The sequence below is a fragment of the Sphingomonas oryzagri genome (assembly GCF_029906645.1).
GTDB classification, from domain to species: domain Bacteria; phylum Pseudomonadota; class Alphaproteobacteria; order Sphingomonadales; family Sphingomonadaceae; genus Solisphingomonas; species Solisphingomonas oryzagri.
On the sequence record NZ_JARYGZ010000006.1, the window covers coordinates 24,319 to 39,191 of the forward strand.

Annotated in this window: 19 protein-coding genes; 8 read left to right on the forward strand and 11 right to left on the reverse strand. The window is 67.5% G+C overall.

The features are described from left to right. Positions 1–24: 24 nt before the first annotated feature. A complete protein-coding gene (locus tag QGN17_RS20175; protein ID WP_281046402.1) occupies positions 25–516 on the reverse strand; it encodes a hypothetical protein in 492 nt (163 codons plus the stop codon). A 76-nt stretch (positions 517–592) separates the two neighbouring features. Between QGN17_RS20175 and QGN17_RS20180 the strand changes: the two genes are divergently transcribed. Next, the gene (locus tag QGN17_RS20180; protein ID WP_281046404.1) at positions 593–964 is read left to right on the forward strand and encodes a beta/gamma crystallin-related protein; all 372 of its coding nucleotides are present in this window, start codon (positions 593–595) and stop codon (positions 962–964) included. A 4-nt stretch (positions 965–968) separates the two neighbouring features. Here QGN17_RS20180 and ruvA read toward each other — a convergent pair whose 3' ends face one another. From ruvA to QGN17_RS20205, 5 genes are all read right to left on the reverse strand, one after another. Further along, positions 969–1,565 carry a Holliday junction branch migration protein RuvA gene (ruvA, locus tag QGN17_RS20185; RefSeq protein ID WP_281046405.1) on the reverse strand — a complete coding sequence of 199 codons (597 nt, stop codon included), beginning with the start codon at positions 1,563–1,565 and terminating at the stop codon, positions 969–971. Further along, on the reverse strand, positions 1,565–2,062 hold the full coding sequence (gene ruvC, locus QGN17_RS20190; RefSeq protein WP_281046406.1) for a crossover junction endodeoxyribonuclease RuvC: 498 nt from the start codon (positions 2,060–2,062) through the stop codon (positions 1,565–1,567). Before ruvC ends, ruvA begins: the two co-directional genes overlap by 1 nt. A gap of 132 nt (positions 2,063–2,194) precedes the next feature. Further along, on the reverse strand, positions 2,195–2,941 hold the full coding sequence (locus QGN17_RS20195) for a YebC/PmpR family DNA-binding transcriptional regulator (RefSeq protein WP_281046407.1): 747 nt from the start codon (positions 2,939–2,941) through the stop codon (positions 2,195–2,197). A gap of 177 nt (positions 2,942–3,118) precedes the next feature. After that, positions 3,119–3,358: a DUF2312 domain-containing protein gene (locus QGN17_RS20200; RefSeq protein ID WP_022692166.1), complete on the reverse strand. Its 240-nt coding sequence runs from the start codon at positions 3,356–3,358 to the stop codon at positions 3,119–3,121. Between the two features lie 90 nt (positions 3,359–3,448). Continuing rightward, the gene (locus QGN17_RS20205) at positions 3,449–3,745 is read right to left on the reverse strand and encodes a DUF1244 domain-containing protein (RefSeq protein WP_281046408.1); all 297 of its coding nucleotides are present in this window, start codon (positions 3,743–3,745) and stop codon (positions 3,449–3,451) included. Positions 3,746–3,839: 94 nt separating this feature from the next. On the opposite strand from QGN17_RS20205, the gene pyk reads away from it, so the two are divergent. Next, on the forward strand, positions 3,840–5,315 hold the full coding sequence (gene pyk, locus QGN17_RS20210; RefSeq protein WP_281046409.1) for a pyruvate kinase: 1,476 nt from the start codon (positions 3,840–3,842) through the stop codon (positions 5,313–5,315). A gap of 4 nt (positions 5,316–5,319) precedes the next feature. Here the strand turns inward: pyk and QGN17_RS20215 are convergent, their stop codons facing one another. The 3 genes from QGN17_RS20215 to ykgO all read right to left on the reverse strand — a co-directional run bounded on the left by QGN17_RS20215 (position 5,320) and on the right by ykgO (position 6,495). After that, positions 5,320–5,595 (reverse strand): PspC domain-containing protein, encoded by a 276-nt coding sequence (locus QGN17_RS20215; protein WP_281046410.1) that lies wholly within the window; start codon positions 5,593–5,595, stop codon positions 5,320–5,322. Positions 5,596–5,734: 139 nt separating this feature from the next. Further along, complete coding sequence (locus QGN17_RS20220; protein ID WP_281046411.1) at positions 5,735–6,364, reverse strand: HAD family hydrolase; 630 nt, start codon at positions 6,362–6,364, stop codon at positions 5,735–5,737. Positions 6,365–6,369: 5 nt separating this feature from the next. Beyond that, complete coding sequence (ykgO, locus tag QGN17_RS20225) at positions 6,370–6,495, reverse strand: type B 50S ribosomal protein L36 (RefSeq protein WP_004210176.1); 126 nt, start codon at positions 6,493–6,495, stop codon at positions 6,370–6,372. A 227-nt stretch (positions 6,496–6,722) separates the two neighbouring features. Here ykgO and QGN17_RS20230 point away from each other — a divergent pair, with 227 nt between their 5' ends. The 5 genes from QGN17_RS20230 (at position 6,723) to QGN17_RS20250 (ending at position 10,997) form a co-directional block, all read left to right on the forward strand. Next, entirely contained in the window at positions 6,723–7,364 is a 642-nt protein-coding gene (locus tag QGN17_RS20230; RefSeq protein WP_281046412.1) for a DUF4136 domain-containing protein, read from the forward strand. After that, positions 7,361–8,482 carry a M14 family metallopeptidase gene (locus QGN17_RS20235; RefSeq protein WP_281046413.1) on the forward strand — a complete coding sequence of 374 codons (1,122 nt, stop codon included), beginning with the start codon at positions 7,361–7,363 and terminating at the stop codon, positions 8,480–8,482. The genes QGN17_RS20230 and QGN17_RS20235 overlap by 4 nt, the downstream gene beginning before the upstream one ends. A 186-nt stretch (positions 8,483–8,668) precedes the next feature. After that, the gene (gene gpmA, locus QGN17_RS20240) at positions 8,669–9,355 is read left to right on the forward strand and encodes a 2,3-diphosphoglycerate-dependent phosphoglycerate mutase (protein WP_281046414.1); all 687 of its coding nucleotides are present in this window, start codon (positions 8,669–8,671) and stop codon (positions 9,353–9,355) included. A gap of 80 nt (positions 9,356–9,435) precedes the next feature. Further along, entirely contained in the window at positions 9,436–9,933 is a 498-nt protein-coding gene (gene purE / locus QGN17_RS20245) for a 5-(carboxyamino)imidazole ribonucleotide mutase (protein WP_281046415.1), read from the forward strand. After that, positions 9,930–10,997 (forward strand): 5-(carboxyamino)imidazole ribonucleotide synthase, encoded by a 1,068-nt coding sequence (locus QGN17_RS20250; protein ID WP_281046416.1) that lies wholly within the window; start codon positions 9,930–9,932, stop codon positions 10,995–10,997. The genes purE and QGN17_RS20250 overlap by 4 nt, the downstream gene beginning before the upstream one ends. 33 nt (positions 10,998–11,030) lie before the next feature. Here QGN17_RS20250 and QGN17_RS20255 read toward each other — a convergent pair whose 3' ends face one another. Both QGN17_RS20255 and QGN17_RS20260 read right to left on the reverse strand, forming a co-directional pair. Then, positions 11,031–11,336 carry a hypothetical protein gene (locus QGN17_RS20255; protein WP_281046417.1) on the reverse strand — a complete coding sequence of 102 codons (306 nt, stop codon included), beginning with the start codon at positions 11,334–11,336 and terminating at the stop codon, positions 11,031–11,033. A gap of 37 nt (positions 11,337–11,373) precedes the next feature. Continuing rightward, positions 11,374–14,196 carry a M16 family metallopeptidase gene (locus QGN17_RS20260; protein ID WP_281046418.1) on the reverse strand — a complete coding sequence of 941 codons (2,823 nt, stop codon included), beginning with the start codon at positions 14,194–14,196 and terminating at the stop codon, positions 11,374–11,376. Positions 14,197–14,303: 107 nt separating this feature from the next. On the opposite strand from QGN17_RS20260, the gene QGN17_RS20265 reads away from it, so the two are divergent. After that, the gene (locus QGN17_RS20265; RefSeq protein WP_281046419.1) at positions 14,304–14,819 is read left to right on the forward strand and encodes a DUF1003 domain-containing protein; all 516 of its coding nucleotides are present in this window, start codon (positions 14,304–14,306) and stop codon (positions 14,817–14,819) included. Positions 14,820–14,873 lie beyond the last annotated feature (54 nt).

Sequence of the window (14,873 nt, forward strand, 5' to 3'; positions counted from 1 at the left end):
TCCGTTTCGCGCGCGCCAGACGGCTCAGGGCTGCTTGGTCACCTGCACGCCGATCGTGTCGTCGGCGGCGGCCGAAAGCTGCAGCGTGTAGACGCCACTCGGCAGCGTGAAATCGACCTGCTTCGCGATACCCGAGCAGGGCGCGCCATGAGCATGTGCCACCGATTCTACGGCCTTGTCGTCGCGCATCACGTCGATCCACGCCTTGTGCTGGAGCGCGATGCGATAGGTGCCGGCCGCCCTGATCTTGAGGATGACCAGCCCGCCCTTGTCGCCTTCGGCCACCGGCTTGCCGAGCGGCACTGCGAAACGCACCTTCGCCGCATCGATCAGCTTCACCATGACAGGGCCGCCGGGCCGCACCACCGGCACGCCGGAAACCGCACGGACGGCGGTGATCGGCTCGGCCTTGTCCCAGACGTGCGAGGGGACGAGGCACTTCGCCTCCGGCGGTTCGGCCCGAAGCGGCGCCGCGCCCGCCAGCATCACCATCGCCGCCCAACCGATCGCGCGCATCGCCGTCTCCTTCGTGCGTCCGCTTGCCAGCATCGAAACGCAGGCGCAATGTGCAGCGGGATACAGGGAGGGGACCATGAAGACACGGATCATCGCGGCCGCGACACTGGCGCTGCTCGCCACGCCGACACTGGCCAGGCACCACGACCGGGACGGCAATGGCCCCGGCCGCCCGCCGGCGATCGTGCTGTTCACCAAGCCCGGCTTCCAGGGCCGCAGCTATTTCACCGATCACGAGGTGCGCAAGCTCAGCCACAAGGACATGGACGACAAGGTCTCGTCGATCCGCGTGCTGGGCGGCGTGTGGCAGGTCTGCAAGGATGATGATTTCGACGGCCGCTGCGAGATAGTCGACCGATCCATGCCCGATACCAGCGTGATCAACATGGACGACAAGATCTCGTCGGTCCGCCCGGTGCCGCCGGGCATGCCCGGCTGGCGTCGCTAAGGCGCTACTTCGCCGCCTTGCGCAGCGCGAGGCGGACCAGCGCATCGAGCGTGGCATCCGCACCGAGTTCCTCCGCCGCGGCACCGACCGCGGCGGCCGCCTCGGCCGGGCGGAAGCCGAGATTGGCGAGCGCGGAAAGCGCATCCGCCTCGGCGCTGCCCTTGGGCGCCGTCGCCGCGCCGCCGACCGGGCCGAGCGCCGGGCCGGCCTTGTCCTTCAGCTCGGTGACGATGCGCAGCGCCAGTTTCGGGCCTACTCCATTCGCACGGGCCACCATCGCCTTGTCGCCCGACGCGACGGCGCGGCTGAGTTCATCCGGCGCCAGCACCGTCAGGATCGACAGCGCGACGCGGCCGCCGACGCCCTGAACCTGCGTGAGCAACCGGAACCAGTCGCGCTCGGCGACCGATCCGAAGCCGAACAGCGTGATCGCATCCTCGCGCACCTGCATGTCGGTGAGGATCTTCACCTGCGCGCCGACGCCGCCGAGCGCCTGCAGCGTCTTGCCCGATAGCTGGACGAGATAGCCGACGCCGTTGACGTCGATCACGGCATGGTCGCCCGCCGCCTCGGCCAGCACGCCGGTCAGCCGTGCGATCATCATCCCGCCCTCCTCAGCATCGCCTTCGCGGAGGCAAGATGGTGGGCGTGGGTGATCGCCACCGCCAGCGCGTCCGCCGCGTCGGCGCCGGTCAGCTTCACGCCGGGCAGCAGCCGGGCGACCATCGCCTGCACCTGTTCCTTGGCGGCCCCGCCGGTGCCGACTACCGCCTTCTTGACGATGCTCGGATGATATTCGCCCACCACCAGCTCGGCCTGCGCGGCGGCGAGCAAGGCCATGCCGCGCGCCTGCCCGAGCTTGAGCGTCGACTGCGCGTTGGAATTGCCGAGCACCTCCTCCACCGCCGCGCCCTGCGGCTGGTGCGAGCGGATCACCTCGACGATCGCGCCGTGGAGCAGCGCCAGCCGGCGCGGCAGCGGCATCGAGGCGTCGGTGCGGATCTGGCCGTTGGCGACGTGGGAGAGGCGGTTGCCGTCAGCGCGGATCAGGCCCCAGCCGGTCGTGCCGAGGCCTGGATCGAGGCCGAGGATCAGCATGTCAGCAGGCCTGCCACGAATACCCCCGTTCGCACTGAGCGTAGTCGAAGTGCGTGCCCCAAACACCTTCGCCTGCCGCACGTCCTTCGACTACGCTCAGGACGAACGGAGTGTGAGGAGCGAGGCCGTTCGTCAGCCCAGCTTCTCCATCACCTCGTCGGGGACGTCGTAATTGCCCCAGACGGTCTGCACGTCGTCGTCGTCGTCGAGCGTGTCGATCAGCTTCATCAGCAGCGCCGCGTCGGTCTCGGACGTCACCGCCACCTGCGTCTGCGGGCGCCAGGCGAGCTTGATGCCCTCGGCCTCGCCCAGCACCGGCTCGAGCGCCTTGGCCACTTCATGCAGCGAATCGATCGAGCACCAGATTTCGTGGCCGTCCTCGGACGAGGCGACATCCTCGGCACCCGCTTCCAGCGCCGCCTCGAACACCTTGTCCGCGTCACCCGCCGATGCCGGATAGTTGATCAGGCCGAGCCGGTCGAAGCCGTGGCTCACCGAACCCGACGCACCGAGATTGCCGCCATTCTTGGAGACGATCGTGCGCACGTTGGTGGCGGTACGGTTGCGGTTGTCGGTCAGCGTCTCGATGATCAGCGACACACCCGCCGGGCCGAAGCCCTCGTAGCGCACTTCCTCGTAGTTCGCGCCGTCGTTACCCGACGCCTTCTCGATCGAGCGCTTGATATTGTCGTTGGGCATCGACTGCGCGCGCGCCGCGATGATGGCGGAGCGCAGGCGCGCATTCATCGCCGGATCGGGCAGCCCCATCTTCGCGGCCACCGTGATCTCGCGGCTGAGCTTGGAGAAGAGCGACGAGCGCTTCTTATCCTGCGCGCCCTTGCGGTGCATGATGTTCTTGAATTTGGAATGGCCGGCCATCGCCGTGATCGTCCTATGTTCTGGCTTGTCGTTCCGGCGTCTCTAGGCCGTGGCGGGTAGGGCGATCAAGCCCGGCAACCCTTTCGTCATTGCGAGCGGAGCGAAGCAATCCAGAGCCACGAGCGCTCCGCCGATGGATAGCCACGTCGCTTCGCTCCTCACAATGACGCAGGAAGCTCAGATTCCCAGCGCCGCCTTGTACGTCTCGAGCAGCGCGTCCGCCTCGTCGCGGGCGTTCTTCTCCATCTTCCGCAGGCGAACGATGGTCCGCATCGTCTTGGGGTCGTAACCTTGGCTCTTGGCTTCCAGATAGACGTCCTTGATGTCGTCCATCATGCCCTTCTTCTCTTCCTCGAGGCGCTCGATGCGTTCGATGAAGAGGCGCAGCTGATCGGCCGCGACGTTGCCGTCACTCATGGGGTTCCCGCTCCCGATTCGATTAAGAAGCGCGCGAGGTAGCGGACGAAATCCTACACCTCAAGTTGGAAGCGGGCCGGTGCGGGATCTTCAGACCGGGTTCCGCTTCATGCTCTCTTCCATGCGCGCGAGCTGATCGGGCGTGGCCGCCGTCTGGTGCGTCGCCTTCCATTCGGAATAGGGCATGCCGTAGACCGCCTCGCGCCCCTGATCCTTCGAGATCGCGCCGCCGGAGGCCTCGGCCGTCCAGTCTCCCAGGCAGTTCCGGCAGAAGCCGGCCAGCCCCATCAGGTCGATATTCTGCGCGTCGTCGCGATGGCGCAGGTGCGTCACCAGCCGACGGAATACCCTTGCGGCGATTTCGTCATCGATGTCGTCCAGTTGCATAGCGCTGTCATTTCCGGTTGCCATGGAGACTGCTAGGGCTATGGGCATCGCGCGTCGGCCCTGCAACCGGCGAACGCCACATCGGGAGAGTTTCATGTCGATCAGCACCAGTGCCTTCGCGCCCCGCCGCCGCAAGGTTCGCGTGCTCGCGACGCTCGGCCCCGCCAGCCGCTCGCCCGAGATGATCCGCAAATTGTTCGTGGCGGGCGCCGACGCCTTCCGCGTCAACATGAGCCACGGCAGCCATGACGATCATGCCCAGTCGATCGCGGCGATCCGCGCGCTGGAGAAGGAACTCAACCGGCCGACCACGATCCTGGCCGACCTGCAGGGGCCGAAGCTGCGCGTCGGCACCTTCAAGGACGGCATCGTCACGCTGAAGAAGGGCGACACCTTCCGCCTCGATCGCACCGGCGAGCCGGGCGACGCGACCCGCGTGACACTCCCCCACCGCGAGATCTTCGAGGCGCTGGAGCCGGGCACCCGCCTGCTGGTCGATGACGGCAAGCTGGTGCTGCGCGTGCAGTCGGCGACGCACGACTTGATCGAGACGCTGGTCGAGGTCGGTGGCGCGATTTCGGACCGCAAGGGCGTCAACGTGCCCGACGTGGTGGTGCCGCTGCCCGCGCTGACCGAGAAGGACCGCAAGGATCTCGCCTTCGCGCTGGAACAGCAGGTCGACTGGATCGCGATCAGCTTCGTCCAGCGCCCGGACGACGTGGCCGAGGCGCGCCGCCTGATCGCAGGCAAGGCCGCCCTGCTCTCCAAGATCGAGAAGCCCGCCGCGATCGACCGGCTGGACGAGATCATCGAGCTGTCGGACGGCGTGATGGTGGCGCGCGGCGATCTCGGCGTCGAGCTGCCGCCCGAACGCGTGCCGCCGATCCAGAAGCGCATCGTCGAGACCGCGCGCAAGCTCGGCCGCCCGGTGGTGGTGGCGACGCAGATGCTCGAATCGATGATCAAGTCGCCCTCGCCGACCCGCGCCGAAGTCTCCGACGTGGCGACCGCCATCTACGACGGTGCCGATGCGATCATGCTGTCGGCCGAATCGGCAGCCGGCGACTGGCCGGAGGAAGCGGTGTCGATGATGGATCGCATCGCCGTCTCCGTGGAGGGCGACGCCGCCTACCGGGCACGCATCCACTTCACCGAGACGCTGCCCGATCGCACGACGGCGGACGCGCTGTCCGCCGCGGCGGCCGAGATCGTCGACACCGTGTCGGCGGCGGCGATCACCTGCTTCACCTCGTCGGGCGGCACCGCGCGCCGGATCGCGCGGGAGCGCCCGGCGGTGCCGCTGCTCGTGCTGACCCCGACGCTCGCCACCGCGCGCAGGATCGGCCTGCTCTGGGGCGCGCACGCGGTCCACACGCGCGATGTGGCGAGCTTCGAGGAGATGGTCGCCAAGTCCAAGCGCATGGCGCTGCGCGCGCGCGTCGCCAATGCGGGCGATTCGGTGGTGCTGATGGCGGGCGTGCCGTTCGGGACGCCGGGTTCGACCAACGTGCTCCACGTCGTCCGCCTGACCGGCGACGAACTGCGCAACTACAAGCCCGGCGAGGACTGACGCCTCAGGCCGCCTGCCGCAGCGGTTCCCGCTCTGCGCGGGCGGCCAGCACGGTCACCGTGGCGGTGGGTCGTGCCGCCTTCGGGCGGCGCGTGAGCAGGCGGCTCGTCACCACGGCGAGACCCAGCGTCGCATAGACGGCGAGCACGACCTCCGGCCGGGCGATGATGCCGATCGCCAGCGCCACGCGCAGCCAGAAGGGGTTGAAACCGAAATCCTCGCCGATCGCGTGGCAGATGCCGAAGAGATTGTCCTTGGGGGCGGTGGCGGGGTCTTGCATCGAACGGCTCCGGATAGGGATGCCGGATGCTGTGCAGGGGCGTGCCAGACCAGGAATCGGCTGTTTCCGAGGGTTTCGCGATCAACCGGCCCGTATCGCTGTCCATATCCGGACAGCGGAATCGTCTGGAACCGGACAGTCAGAGCAGGCCTAATCCCTCCAGCGCCGCGCGCAGGGTGGCGGCATCCGCGAAGCGGTGGCCGACGAAGCCGGCCCGCTCGCCCGCCTCGACATTGTCCTGCCGGTCGTCGACGAACAGCGCCTCGCCCGGCGCGAGGCCGAAGCGCCCCAGCGCCAGCGCATAGATCGCCGGATCGGGCTTGATCAGCTTCACCTCACCCGAGACGACGATGTCACGGAAGCGATCGAACAGAGCCGCCTCGCGCGCCCGGAACGGCGGCCAGAACTCATGGCTGAAATTGGTGATGGCGTAGAGCGGCACGCCTGCCGCATCGAGATCGGCGACCAGATCGGCCATGCCGGGCAGCAGATCGCCAATCGTCGCGTCGAACTGGGCGCCCCATCGGCGGATATTCTCCGCCTCGTCCGGATACAGCGCGATGCGCTCCGCCGAGGTATCGGCGAAGTCGCGTCCGGCATCATGCTGGGTGTGCCATTCGAGCGTCAGCACCTCGCCCATCAGGCGATCGAGGCGTGCGCTGTCCGTGACGTGCCGCGCGAACAGGGCGCGCGGATTCCAGTCGACAAGCACGTTGCCGACATCGAAGACGACACTTCGAGGAGAGGCGACCACCGGGGCGGTCGCCACCCGAATCAGCCCTGGCGGGCCTTGAAGCGGCGGTTCGTCTTGTTGATGACGTAGGTGCGGCCGCGACGACGGATGACGCGGTTGTCGCGGTGACGCCCCTTGAGCGACTTGAGCGAGTTACGGATCTTCATGGCTGACGCCCTGCTTCTTTCGGTTCGGGGCGTGTGCCCTTGAAAAACGAGGCGCCCGCCTATGCAGGATCGCCACACGAGTCAAGGGAGTCTGCGGGGAGACTCTTGCGCGCACCATCGTTCAGCCGTTGGAAAGCGGCGGCGAATGAAGCAAAAGGCATCGTCGAGACGTTCCAGTATCACAGCCCGCGCCGTTTCCGATCGCGCGGCCATTCGAGAGGCTTGCCATGATCCAGTCGCGAATCCCCTTCCGCCTCTCGTCGAAGCTGATGGCGGCGCTCGGCGGCGCGCTGGCACTGGCCGGCTGCACCACCACCAACCCGGTGCAGGTAACCCGCTTCCACCTCGACCAGCCGCTCGCGCCGGGCAGCTTCTCGATCGAATCGACGCCGGCGATGGGGCCGGGCTCGCCCGTCGCGCCCGACAGCATCGAGCTCAACATGTATAGCGACATCGTGGCGGGCGAGTTGACCCGGCTCGGCTACACCCGCGCTTCGGGTCCGGCCGATTCGGAACTGACCGTCAGCGTGCTGGTCGATCGCGGCACGCGGCCCGATTACAATGCGGGCGGCTCCTCGGTCAGCTTCGGGATCGGCGGGGCGAGCTTCGGCCGCCACACCGGCTTCGGCGGCGGCGTAGGCACGACCGTTCCGATCGGCAACCGGCAGGAGCGCTTCATCGTCGGCACGCGGATGCAGGTGCAGATCAAGCGACGCTCCGACGGCACCGCCATCTGGGAAGGCCGCGCGATGACCGAGGCGAAGGGCCAGTCGCCGGACGCCTCGCCGCAGGCCGCCGTCGCCAAGCTGGCGCACGCGATGTTCGCGGGCTTTCCGGGAGAGTCGGGGAAGACTATCTCGGTGAAATGACGATCCGCATTTCATCCGCTTTCGACAGCGGCAACATCCGCCTGACCGGTATCCTCGACGATCGCATCACGCTCGAGATCGCGCGCGACAAGGATTCGGACTTCTACCAATGGTTCCACTTCCGCGCGCTGGGCGTGCGCGGAAAACGGCTGACCTACGAGATCGGCAATGCCGGTCAGTCCGCCTATCCGGACGGCTGGCCGGGCTATCACGCCTGCTGGTCGGAAGATCGGGTTACGTGGCGGCGAGTCGCCGACACGAGCTACGACAAGGGCACGCTGCGCTTCACGCACGAGGCGCGCGGCGACGCGATCTGGTTCGCCTATTTCGCGCCTTACTCGATGGAGCGGCACAACGACCTCGTCGCGCGCATCGGCGGCCAGCCGGGCGTGACGCTCGCCTCGCTCGGCCAGACGCTCGACGGGCGCGAGATCGATTGCCTGACGATCGGCGAGGGCAGCAAGCAGGTGTGGCTCTACGCCCGCCAGCATCCCGGCGAATCGATGGCCGAATGGTGGATGGAGGGCGCGCTGGAGTGCCTCACCGATCCGGCCGATCCGATCGCCCGCTCGCTGCGCCAGAAAGCGACCTTCCACATCGTCCCCAACATGAACCCGGACGGCAGTTTCCGCGGCCATCTGCGCACCAATGCCGTGGGCGTGAACCTCAATCGCGAATGGCATGAGCCGACGCCGGAACGCTCGCCCGAGGTGCTGTGCGTGCGAAACGCGATGGACAAGACGGGCGTCGACTTCGCCATGGACGTGCATGGCGACGAGGCGATCCCCTATGTCTTCCTCGCCGGTTTCGAGGGCATCCCTTCGCTGAAGGACGGCCAGGTCAGCGGCTATCAGGCGTATCAGGACGCGCTCGTCGCCCGCACGCCCGATTTCCAGAAGGCCAAGGGCTATGCGACGGCCGGCAAGGGCAAGGCCAACCTCTCCATGTCCACCAACCAACTCGCCGAGCGCTTCGGCTGCGTGGCGATGACGCTGGAAATGCCGTTCAAGGACAATGATGACCTGCCTGACGCCGAGTTCGGCTGGTCGCCGGAGCGCAGCAAGAAGCTGGGCGAGGCCTGCCTCGCCGCACTGCACGACGTGATCGGGATGCTGTAAACCCCAAGCGCCACGTCGTCATTGCGAGCGAAGCGAAGCAATCCAGAGCCACAAGCGCCGCGCATGTGGATCGCCACGCCGCTGCGCGGCTCGCGATGACGACGCATGTGATCGCCGTGGGCAGGGGATGACGAACGCGCACCGCTCCGCTAGGCGATCCCGCGATACGCCCCGAGGGAGACCCGAATGCCCCGTCTCGTCCTGATCCGCCACGGCCAGTCCGCCTGGAACCTGGAGAACCGCTTCACCGGCTGGTGGGACGTCAACCTGACCGAAAAGGGCATCGAGGAGGCGAAGGCCGCCGGCCGTCTGCTCGCCGAGAAGGGCTTCGATTTCGACCAGTGCTTCACCAGCGTGCAGACCCGCGCGATCAAGACGCTGAACCTCGCGCTGGAGGAGATGGGCCGCCTGTGGCTGCCGGTCGAGAAGGACTGGCATCTCAATGAGCGCCATTATGGCGGCCTGACCGGCCTCGACAAGGCGGAGACGGCCGCGAAGCATGGCGACGATCAGGTGAAGATCTGGCGCCGCAGCTTCGACATCCCGCCGCCGGTGCTGGAAGCGGGCAGCGAGTTCGATCTGTCCAAGGATCGCCGCTACGCCGGCATCCCGATCCCCAGCACCGAGAGCCTGAAGGACACGATCGCGCGCGTGCTGCCTTATTGGGAGAGCCGGATCGCGCCGGTGCTGACGGCCGGCAAGCAGGTGGTGATCTCGGCCCACGGCAATTCGCTGCGCGCGCTGGTGAAGCATCTGTCGGGCATCTCGGACGAGGACATCGCCAGCCTCGAAATCCCGACCGGCCAGCCGATCGTCTACGAGCTGGATCATGCGCTCAAGGCCACCGATCGTTATTATCTGAGCGAACGGTGAAAATCCGCGGCATTTGATTGCCACGGAGCGGGGTCGCCGCTAAGCACCCCGCTCCTTCAAACCTCGATCCGGGCAGGCCGATGACCGACCAGCCGACCGCCAAAGCCCTTGTGGGCATCATCATGGGCAGCCGCTCCGACTGGGAGACGATGCGCCACGCCGCCGAGACGCTGGCGGCGCTCGGCGTCGCGCACGAGACGAAGGTCGTCTCCGCGCATCGCACGCCCGAGCGGCTCTATGAATATGCGAAGAGCGCGAAGGATCGCGGACTCAAGGTGGTGATCGCGGGCGCCGGTGGCGCAGCCCATCTTCCGGGCATGTGCGCGGCAATGACGCCGCTGCCGGTGCTCGGCGTGCCGGTGGAGTCCAAGGCGCTCTCCGGCATGGATTCGCTGCTCTCGATCGTCCAGATGCCGGGCGGCATCCCCGTTGGTACGCTGGCGATCGGCAAAGCGGGGGCGAACAACGCCGGGCTGCTCGCTGCCGCCATCCTCGCCACGCACGACGATGCGCTGGCGGAGCGGCTCGCCGATTGGCGGGCGAAGCAGACCCAGTCGGTGGACGAAGCGCCGGAATGATCGCCGCGCCCGGATCGACCATCGGCATCATCGGGGGCGGCCAGCTCGGCCGGATGCTGGCGGTCGCGGCGGCGCAGCTTGGCTATCGCAGCCACATCTTCGCGCCCGAGACGAGCGGCCCGGCCGCCGAGGTCTGCGCGGAATGGACGCAGGGCGACTATCAGGACGAGGCGGCGCTGCGGCGCTTCGCCGAGGCCTGCCACGTCATCACCTACGAGTTCGAGAATCTGCCGGTCGAGGCGCTGGCCGCGACCGAGGGCCTGCGCCCCTTCCACCCAAGCGTCGAGGCGCTGCGCATCGCGCAGGACCGCGCGCTGGAAAAGGGGTTCGCCGGCCGCCACGACATCCCCACCGCGCCGTGGACGACGGTCGAGACGCTTGACGATCTGCGCGAGGCGGTGGCGGCGATCGGCACGCCCGCCATCCTGAAGACGCGGCGCTTCGGCTATGATGGCAAGGGCCAGGCGCGGCTCCGTTCCGCCGACGACATCGAGGCGGCGTGGGAGACGATCGGCGGTCAGCCGGCAGTGCTGGAAGGCTTCGTGCGCTTCGACGTGGAATATTCGGTACTGCTCGCCCGCTCGTCGAACGGCGAGAGCGTGGCGTGGGACGTGCCGACCAACGTTCACCGCAACGGCATTCTCGCGCTGTCCACTGTGCCGCCGCAGGGACAGGTGGCGGAGCAGGTCGCCGATGCCGTGACGCTGACGAAGCGGCTCGCCGACGCGCTCGATTATGTCGGCGTGCTGGCGGTGGAGTGGTTCGCAGGCGCCAACGGCCCGATCTTCAACGAGATGGCGCCGCGCGTGCATAATAGCGGCCACTGGACGATCGAGGGCGCCACCACCTCGCAGTTCGAGAATCACATTCGCGCGATCTGCGGCCTGCCGCTTGGCTCGACGTCGCTGACCGGCGCGCACGTCGAGATGGAGAACCTGATCGGCGAGGAGGCCGAGCGCTGGCCCGCCATCCTCGCCGAGCGCGATGCGCACCTCCACCTCTACGGCAAGAGCGTGCGCCCCGGCCGCAAGATGGGCCATGTCACGCGGGTGCGGCGCTCCTAGGCATCCTCCCCATCTGCGATGGGGAGGATGAAATCACTCCTTCCGCGTCGCGGTCATCGGGAACTTGCCGAAGGCGCCGGTGTCGATCGTGCCCTCGATCGTGTCGCCTTCCAGTCGGCCCTCGATGGTCAGCGTCATCGGGAAGGGCACGGTCAGCTGCATCTTGGCGGTGACCATGTCGCCGGTCACCTGCCCGTCGGTCACGTCCATCGAGCCGAGCGGGCCGCTGTTGGTGCCCGCGAAGCTGCCGTCGGGCTTGCTGGTGAGCGTCAGCACGGACTTCTGCTCGCCCATCGGCGACTGCGCCACGCTGTCCCACTGGCCGTCAATTGCTGCCATCACGCGATCCTTTCCTATTACGTCAATCTAATGACCATTACTGCGCGGCGGGCGCCTTGACCACCTCCACCGGAAGCCCGAGCGTATCGAGCTGCGGTTTCACCTTCGCGGCATCACCCACCACCACCCAGACGAAGCGCGCCGGATCGATCTCGCGCCGCGCCGTCGCGTTCAGTTCGGCCGTGGTGAGCGCGCGATATTTGTCGGCGATGTGGGTGTAGTAATCGTCCGGCCGCTTGAGCAGATCGTTGCGCTGCATCGCGTCCAGCAGCTCGTTGCCGGTCTCGAAGCTGCCCGGCAGTTGGCGGATCGAGCGCTCCACAGTCCGTTCGCGCTCGGCATCGGTGAGCGGCTGGGTGGTGAGAAACGCCTTGATGTCGCCCAGCATCGCCTGGATCGACGGGCCGGTCTTGTCGGTCTGCACCGGCGCCGCGACCAGATAGGGGACGCGGCCCGCATAACGCGAAATCCCCGCCTGCACGCCGTAGGACCAGGCCTTGGTCTCGCGAATGTCCATGTTGAGCCGCGACAAGAAGCTGCCCCCCAGCGCATCGTTGGCCACGACCAGCGGCAGCAGTTCGTCGCTGCCCTTCGCGTCCAGCACCTCGCCGGCCTGGATCACCGATTGCGGCGAGCCGGGGCGATCGAGCAGCACGATGCGCGGCTTCGGCGTCGCCACCGTCGCTCCGGTCGCCTTCGTGCCGGCGGGGCCAGTCGCCTTCCACGCGCCGAAGCGGCTCTCCAGCATCGGCTGGATGGCGCTGAGCGGCTGATCCGACACGATGAAGATGCTGGTGTCGGACGGGCGCAGCCACTTGTCCTTGAAGGCCACCAGATCGGCCTTGGTGAGCTTCGCGACGGCGGCCGGATCGCCCGACCCGCTCGACGGCACGCCATAGGGATAGGACGGCCCGTAGATCAGCCCCGGCAACGTGCGCGACGCCAGCCCCTCGGGATCCGACATTTCGGACTGGATGCCGGCCAGCTGCTCGGCCTTCACGCGCGGCAGATCGGCGAAGGTGGGGTTGAGCGTCACGTCGGCGAGCAGATCCAGGCCCGGCGCGAGATTGGGGGTCAGCACGGCAAGATCGATCTCGGCGCGGTCCATCGATCCACCCGCCGCGATGCGCGAGCCGAGATGCTCCTGCTCGGACGCGATCTGCGCGGAACTGCGTGTCGTCGTGCCTTCGTCGAGCAGGCTCAGCATCAGGGTGGCGGTGCCGAGCGCATCCTTGGGATCGGCCGAGAAGCCGCCGTCGAACGTCACCGCCAGGCGGGTGAGCGGCAGGCCGGTCCGCTGCGCATAGACGAGCGTCACGCCGTTGGAGAGCTTCGTCCGAGTGATCGCCGGATAGGTGAGCGCGGAGATGTCGCCGACCGGCGGCGCCTCGCGCTTCGGCCCGGTGGCGGGCGCCGCGCCGCTGGCGGCGACCTCCTTCGTGCCCGCGATCGGCTTGTCGGCCTCCTGACCCGCCTTTGCCTCCTCATAGGGCGCGCGCGCGCCGGGCGAGACGGTGAGCGCATAGACCGGGCGCGTCAGCCATTTCTGCATCGCCGCCTGCACGCTGGCCGGCGTCTCTTTGGCATATTCCTTGAGCTGCTTCTCGTAGAAGCCAGGGTCGTTCGCATAGACCGCGCCCTGCGCCAGCAGCGCCGCGCGGCCCGAGAAGCCACCGACCTTTTCCATCGAGAAGATGCGACCGGCAATCTCCTGCGTCACGGCGCGCTGGATCTCGTCTGCGGTGGGTCCGGTGGCGATGAAATCGGCGATGATCGCATCGAGCCGCTGGCCGACCAGCCTGGGATCGACGCCGGGGCGCACGTCCACCTGCACCTCGAACTCGCCGACCCGCTCCAGCGGCTCGACATTGGCGCTCACCGAAACGGCGAGCCGCTCCTTGCGGACGAGGATATTGTCGAGCCGCGAGCTGGCGAGGCCGCCCAGCACCGAGGCGGCGATGTCGAGCGGCACGCTGTCGGCATCGAGCAGCCCCGGCACCGCCCACTGGCGATAGAGCCGCGTGGTCGCGACCTGATCGTGGATCGTCTCGTCCTTGCGTGCCGGCAACGTCGGCACCGAGGCCGCGGTCGGCACCGGCTGCGGACCACGCGCGATGTCGCCGAAATACTTTTTGACCAGCGGCTTCGCGGTGGCGGCGTCGATGTCGCCGCTCAGCACCAGAACGGCGTTGTTCGGGCCGTAATGCCCCCGAAACCACTCGCGCACGTCGGCGAGGCTCGCCTTGTCGAGATCGGCCATCGAGCCGATCGTGGTGTGGTGGTAAGGGTGTCCTTCCGGAAACAGCGTCTGCTGCTCGGCATATTGGACGAGGCCGTAGGGTTGGTTGTCGTCCTGCCGTTTCTCGTTCTGGACGACACCGCGCTGGCGGTCGAGCGTCTCCTGCCCCACCGCGCCGAGCAGGTGGCCCATGCGATCGCTTTCGAGGAACAAAGCCAGCGGCAGCGCCTGCGTCGGCACCGTCTCGAAATAATTGGTGCGATCGAAGCTGGTGGTACCGTTGTAATCGGTGGCGCCGACGCTCTCGAGCGGCTTGAAGAAGTCGCCCGGCGCATTCTCCGATCCGTTGAACATCAGATGCTCGAACAGGTGCGCGAAGCCGGTCTTACCCGCCGGCTCGTCCTTCGATCCGACATGATACCAGACCGAGACGCCCACCACCGGCGCCTTGCGATCGGTCGACACCACCACGCGCAGGCCGTTCGCCAGGGTGAACTGCTCGTAGGGCAGCTTCACCTGATCGGCGAGTACGGAGAGCGGCGCGGGCTTGGCGGGCGGGGTCGCGGCCGACAGCGGCGAGAGGGCGGAAGCGAGGAGAAGCGCGGGAATCGCGAGACGCATCAGGACAGAACCTCGGAAGGAAACGTGACATAACCATAATGCGGCCTGCGCTTGGCGCCAGCCGCCATTTGGCGCACCTCTCGGGCCGATCATTTCAGGAGTCGCTCATGGCCCTTCGCCCGCACCTCACGCTGCCGGAGCTAGCGCTTCGCTATCTGCGCAAGGATCCGCACAATCTCGATCCCGAGGAACGCAAGGTCCTCGAAACCTTCAAGGAACGCGCGCCGATCAGCCGCGACGCCGCCGACATCGAGGAAGCGGAGGCGAGCTTCGGCGATCGGCTGGCGGATCGCGTCGCGGCGGTCGGCGGCTCGTGGGGCTTCATCGGCAGCTTCACCGCGATCCTGATCGGCTGGATGCTGCTGAATTCGGACATCCTCACCCGCTGGGGCCATCCGTTCGATCCCTATCCCTATATCTTCCTCAACCTGATGCTCTCGACGCTGGCGGCGATCCAGGCGCCGATTATCATGATGAGCCAGAACCGCGCCGGCGACCGCGATCGGGTGGCGGCCAGCCACGATTACGAGGTCAACCTGCGGGCCGAGCTGGAGATCATGCGGCTGCACGAAAAGATCGACATCGTGCTGGCACGGCTGGACAAGATCGAAACCGGGGTGTGACCCTCTTGTGTGGCAAATAAGTCACACCATATCGCGGCGGACTGTATTCCCAGG

Bases quoted from the DNA above. Each gene is read 5' to 3' on its own strand.
- QGN17_RS20195 (WP_281046407.1), bottom strand. From the start codon at position 2,941: ATGGCCGGCCATTCCAAATTCAAGAACATCATGCACCGCAAGGGCGCG.
- QGN17_RS20200 (WP_022692166.1), bottom strand. From the start codon at position 3,358: ATGAGTGACGGCAACGTCGCGGCCGATCAGCTGCGCCTCTTCATCGAA.
- QGN17_RS20265 (WP_281046419.1), top strand. From the start codon at position 14,304: ATGGCCCTTCGCCCGCACCTCACGCTGCCGGAGCTAGCGCTTCGCTAT.
- QGN17_RS20230 (WP_281046412.1), top strand. From the start codon at position 6,723: ATGATCCAGTCGCGAATCCCCTTCCGCCTCTCGTCGAAGCTGATGGCG.
- gpmA (WP_281046414.1), top strand. From the start codon at position 8,669: ATGCCCCGTCTCGTCCTGATCCGCCACGGCCAGTCCGCCTGGAACCTG.
- QGN17_RS20215 (WP_281046410.1), bottom strand. From the start codon at position 5,595: ATGCAAGACCCCGCCACCGCCCCCAAGGACAATCTCTTCGGCATCTGC.
- QGN17_RS20180 (WP_281046404.1), top strand. From the start codon at position 593: ATGAAGACACGGATCATCGCGGCCGCGACACTGGCGCTGCTCGCCACG.
- pyk (WP_281046409.1), top strand. From the start codon at position 3,840: ATGTCGATCAGCACCAGTGCCTTCGCGCCCCGCCGCCGCAAGGTTCGC.
- QGN17_RS20260 (WP_281046418.1), bottom strand. From the start codon at position 14,196: ATGCGTCTCGCGATTCCCGCGCTTCTCCTCGCTTCCGCCCTCTCGCCG.
- ruvA (WP_281046405.1), bottom strand. From the start codon at position 1,565: ATGATCGCACGGCTGACCGGCGTGCTGGCCGAGGCGGCGGGCGACCAT.
- QGN17_RS20205 (WP_281046408.1), bottom strand. From the start codon at position 3,745: ATGCAACTGGACGACATCGATGACGAAATCGCCGCAAGGGTATTCCGT.
- ruvC (WP_281046406.1), bottom strand. From the start codon at position 2,062: ATGCTGATCCTCGGCCTCGATCCAGGCCTCGGCACGACCGGCTGGGGC.
- QGN17_RS20235 (WP_281046413.1), top strand. From the start codon at position 7,361: ATGACGATCCGCATTTCATCCGCTTTCGACAGCGGCAACATCCGCCTG.
- QGN17_RS20255 (WP_281046417.1), bottom strand. From the start codon at position 11,336: ATGGCAGCAATTGACGGCCAGTGGGACAGCGTGGCGCAGTCGCCGATG.
- ykgO (WP_004210176.1), bottom strand. From the start codon at position 6,495: ATGAAGATCCGTAACTCGCTCAAGTCGCTCAAGGGGCGTCACCGCGAC.
- QGN17_RS20250 (WP_281046416.1), top strand. From the start codon at position 9,930: ATGATCGCCGCGCCCGGATCGACCATCGGCATCATCGGGGGCGGCCAG.
- QGN17_RS20175 (WP_281046402.1), bottom strand. From the start codon at position 516: ATGCGCGCGATCGGTTGGGCGGCGATGGTGATGCTGGCGGGCGCGGCG.
- purE (WP_281046415.1), top strand. From the start codon at position 9,436: ATGACCGACCAGCCGACCGCCAAAGCCCTTGTGGGCATCATCATGGGC.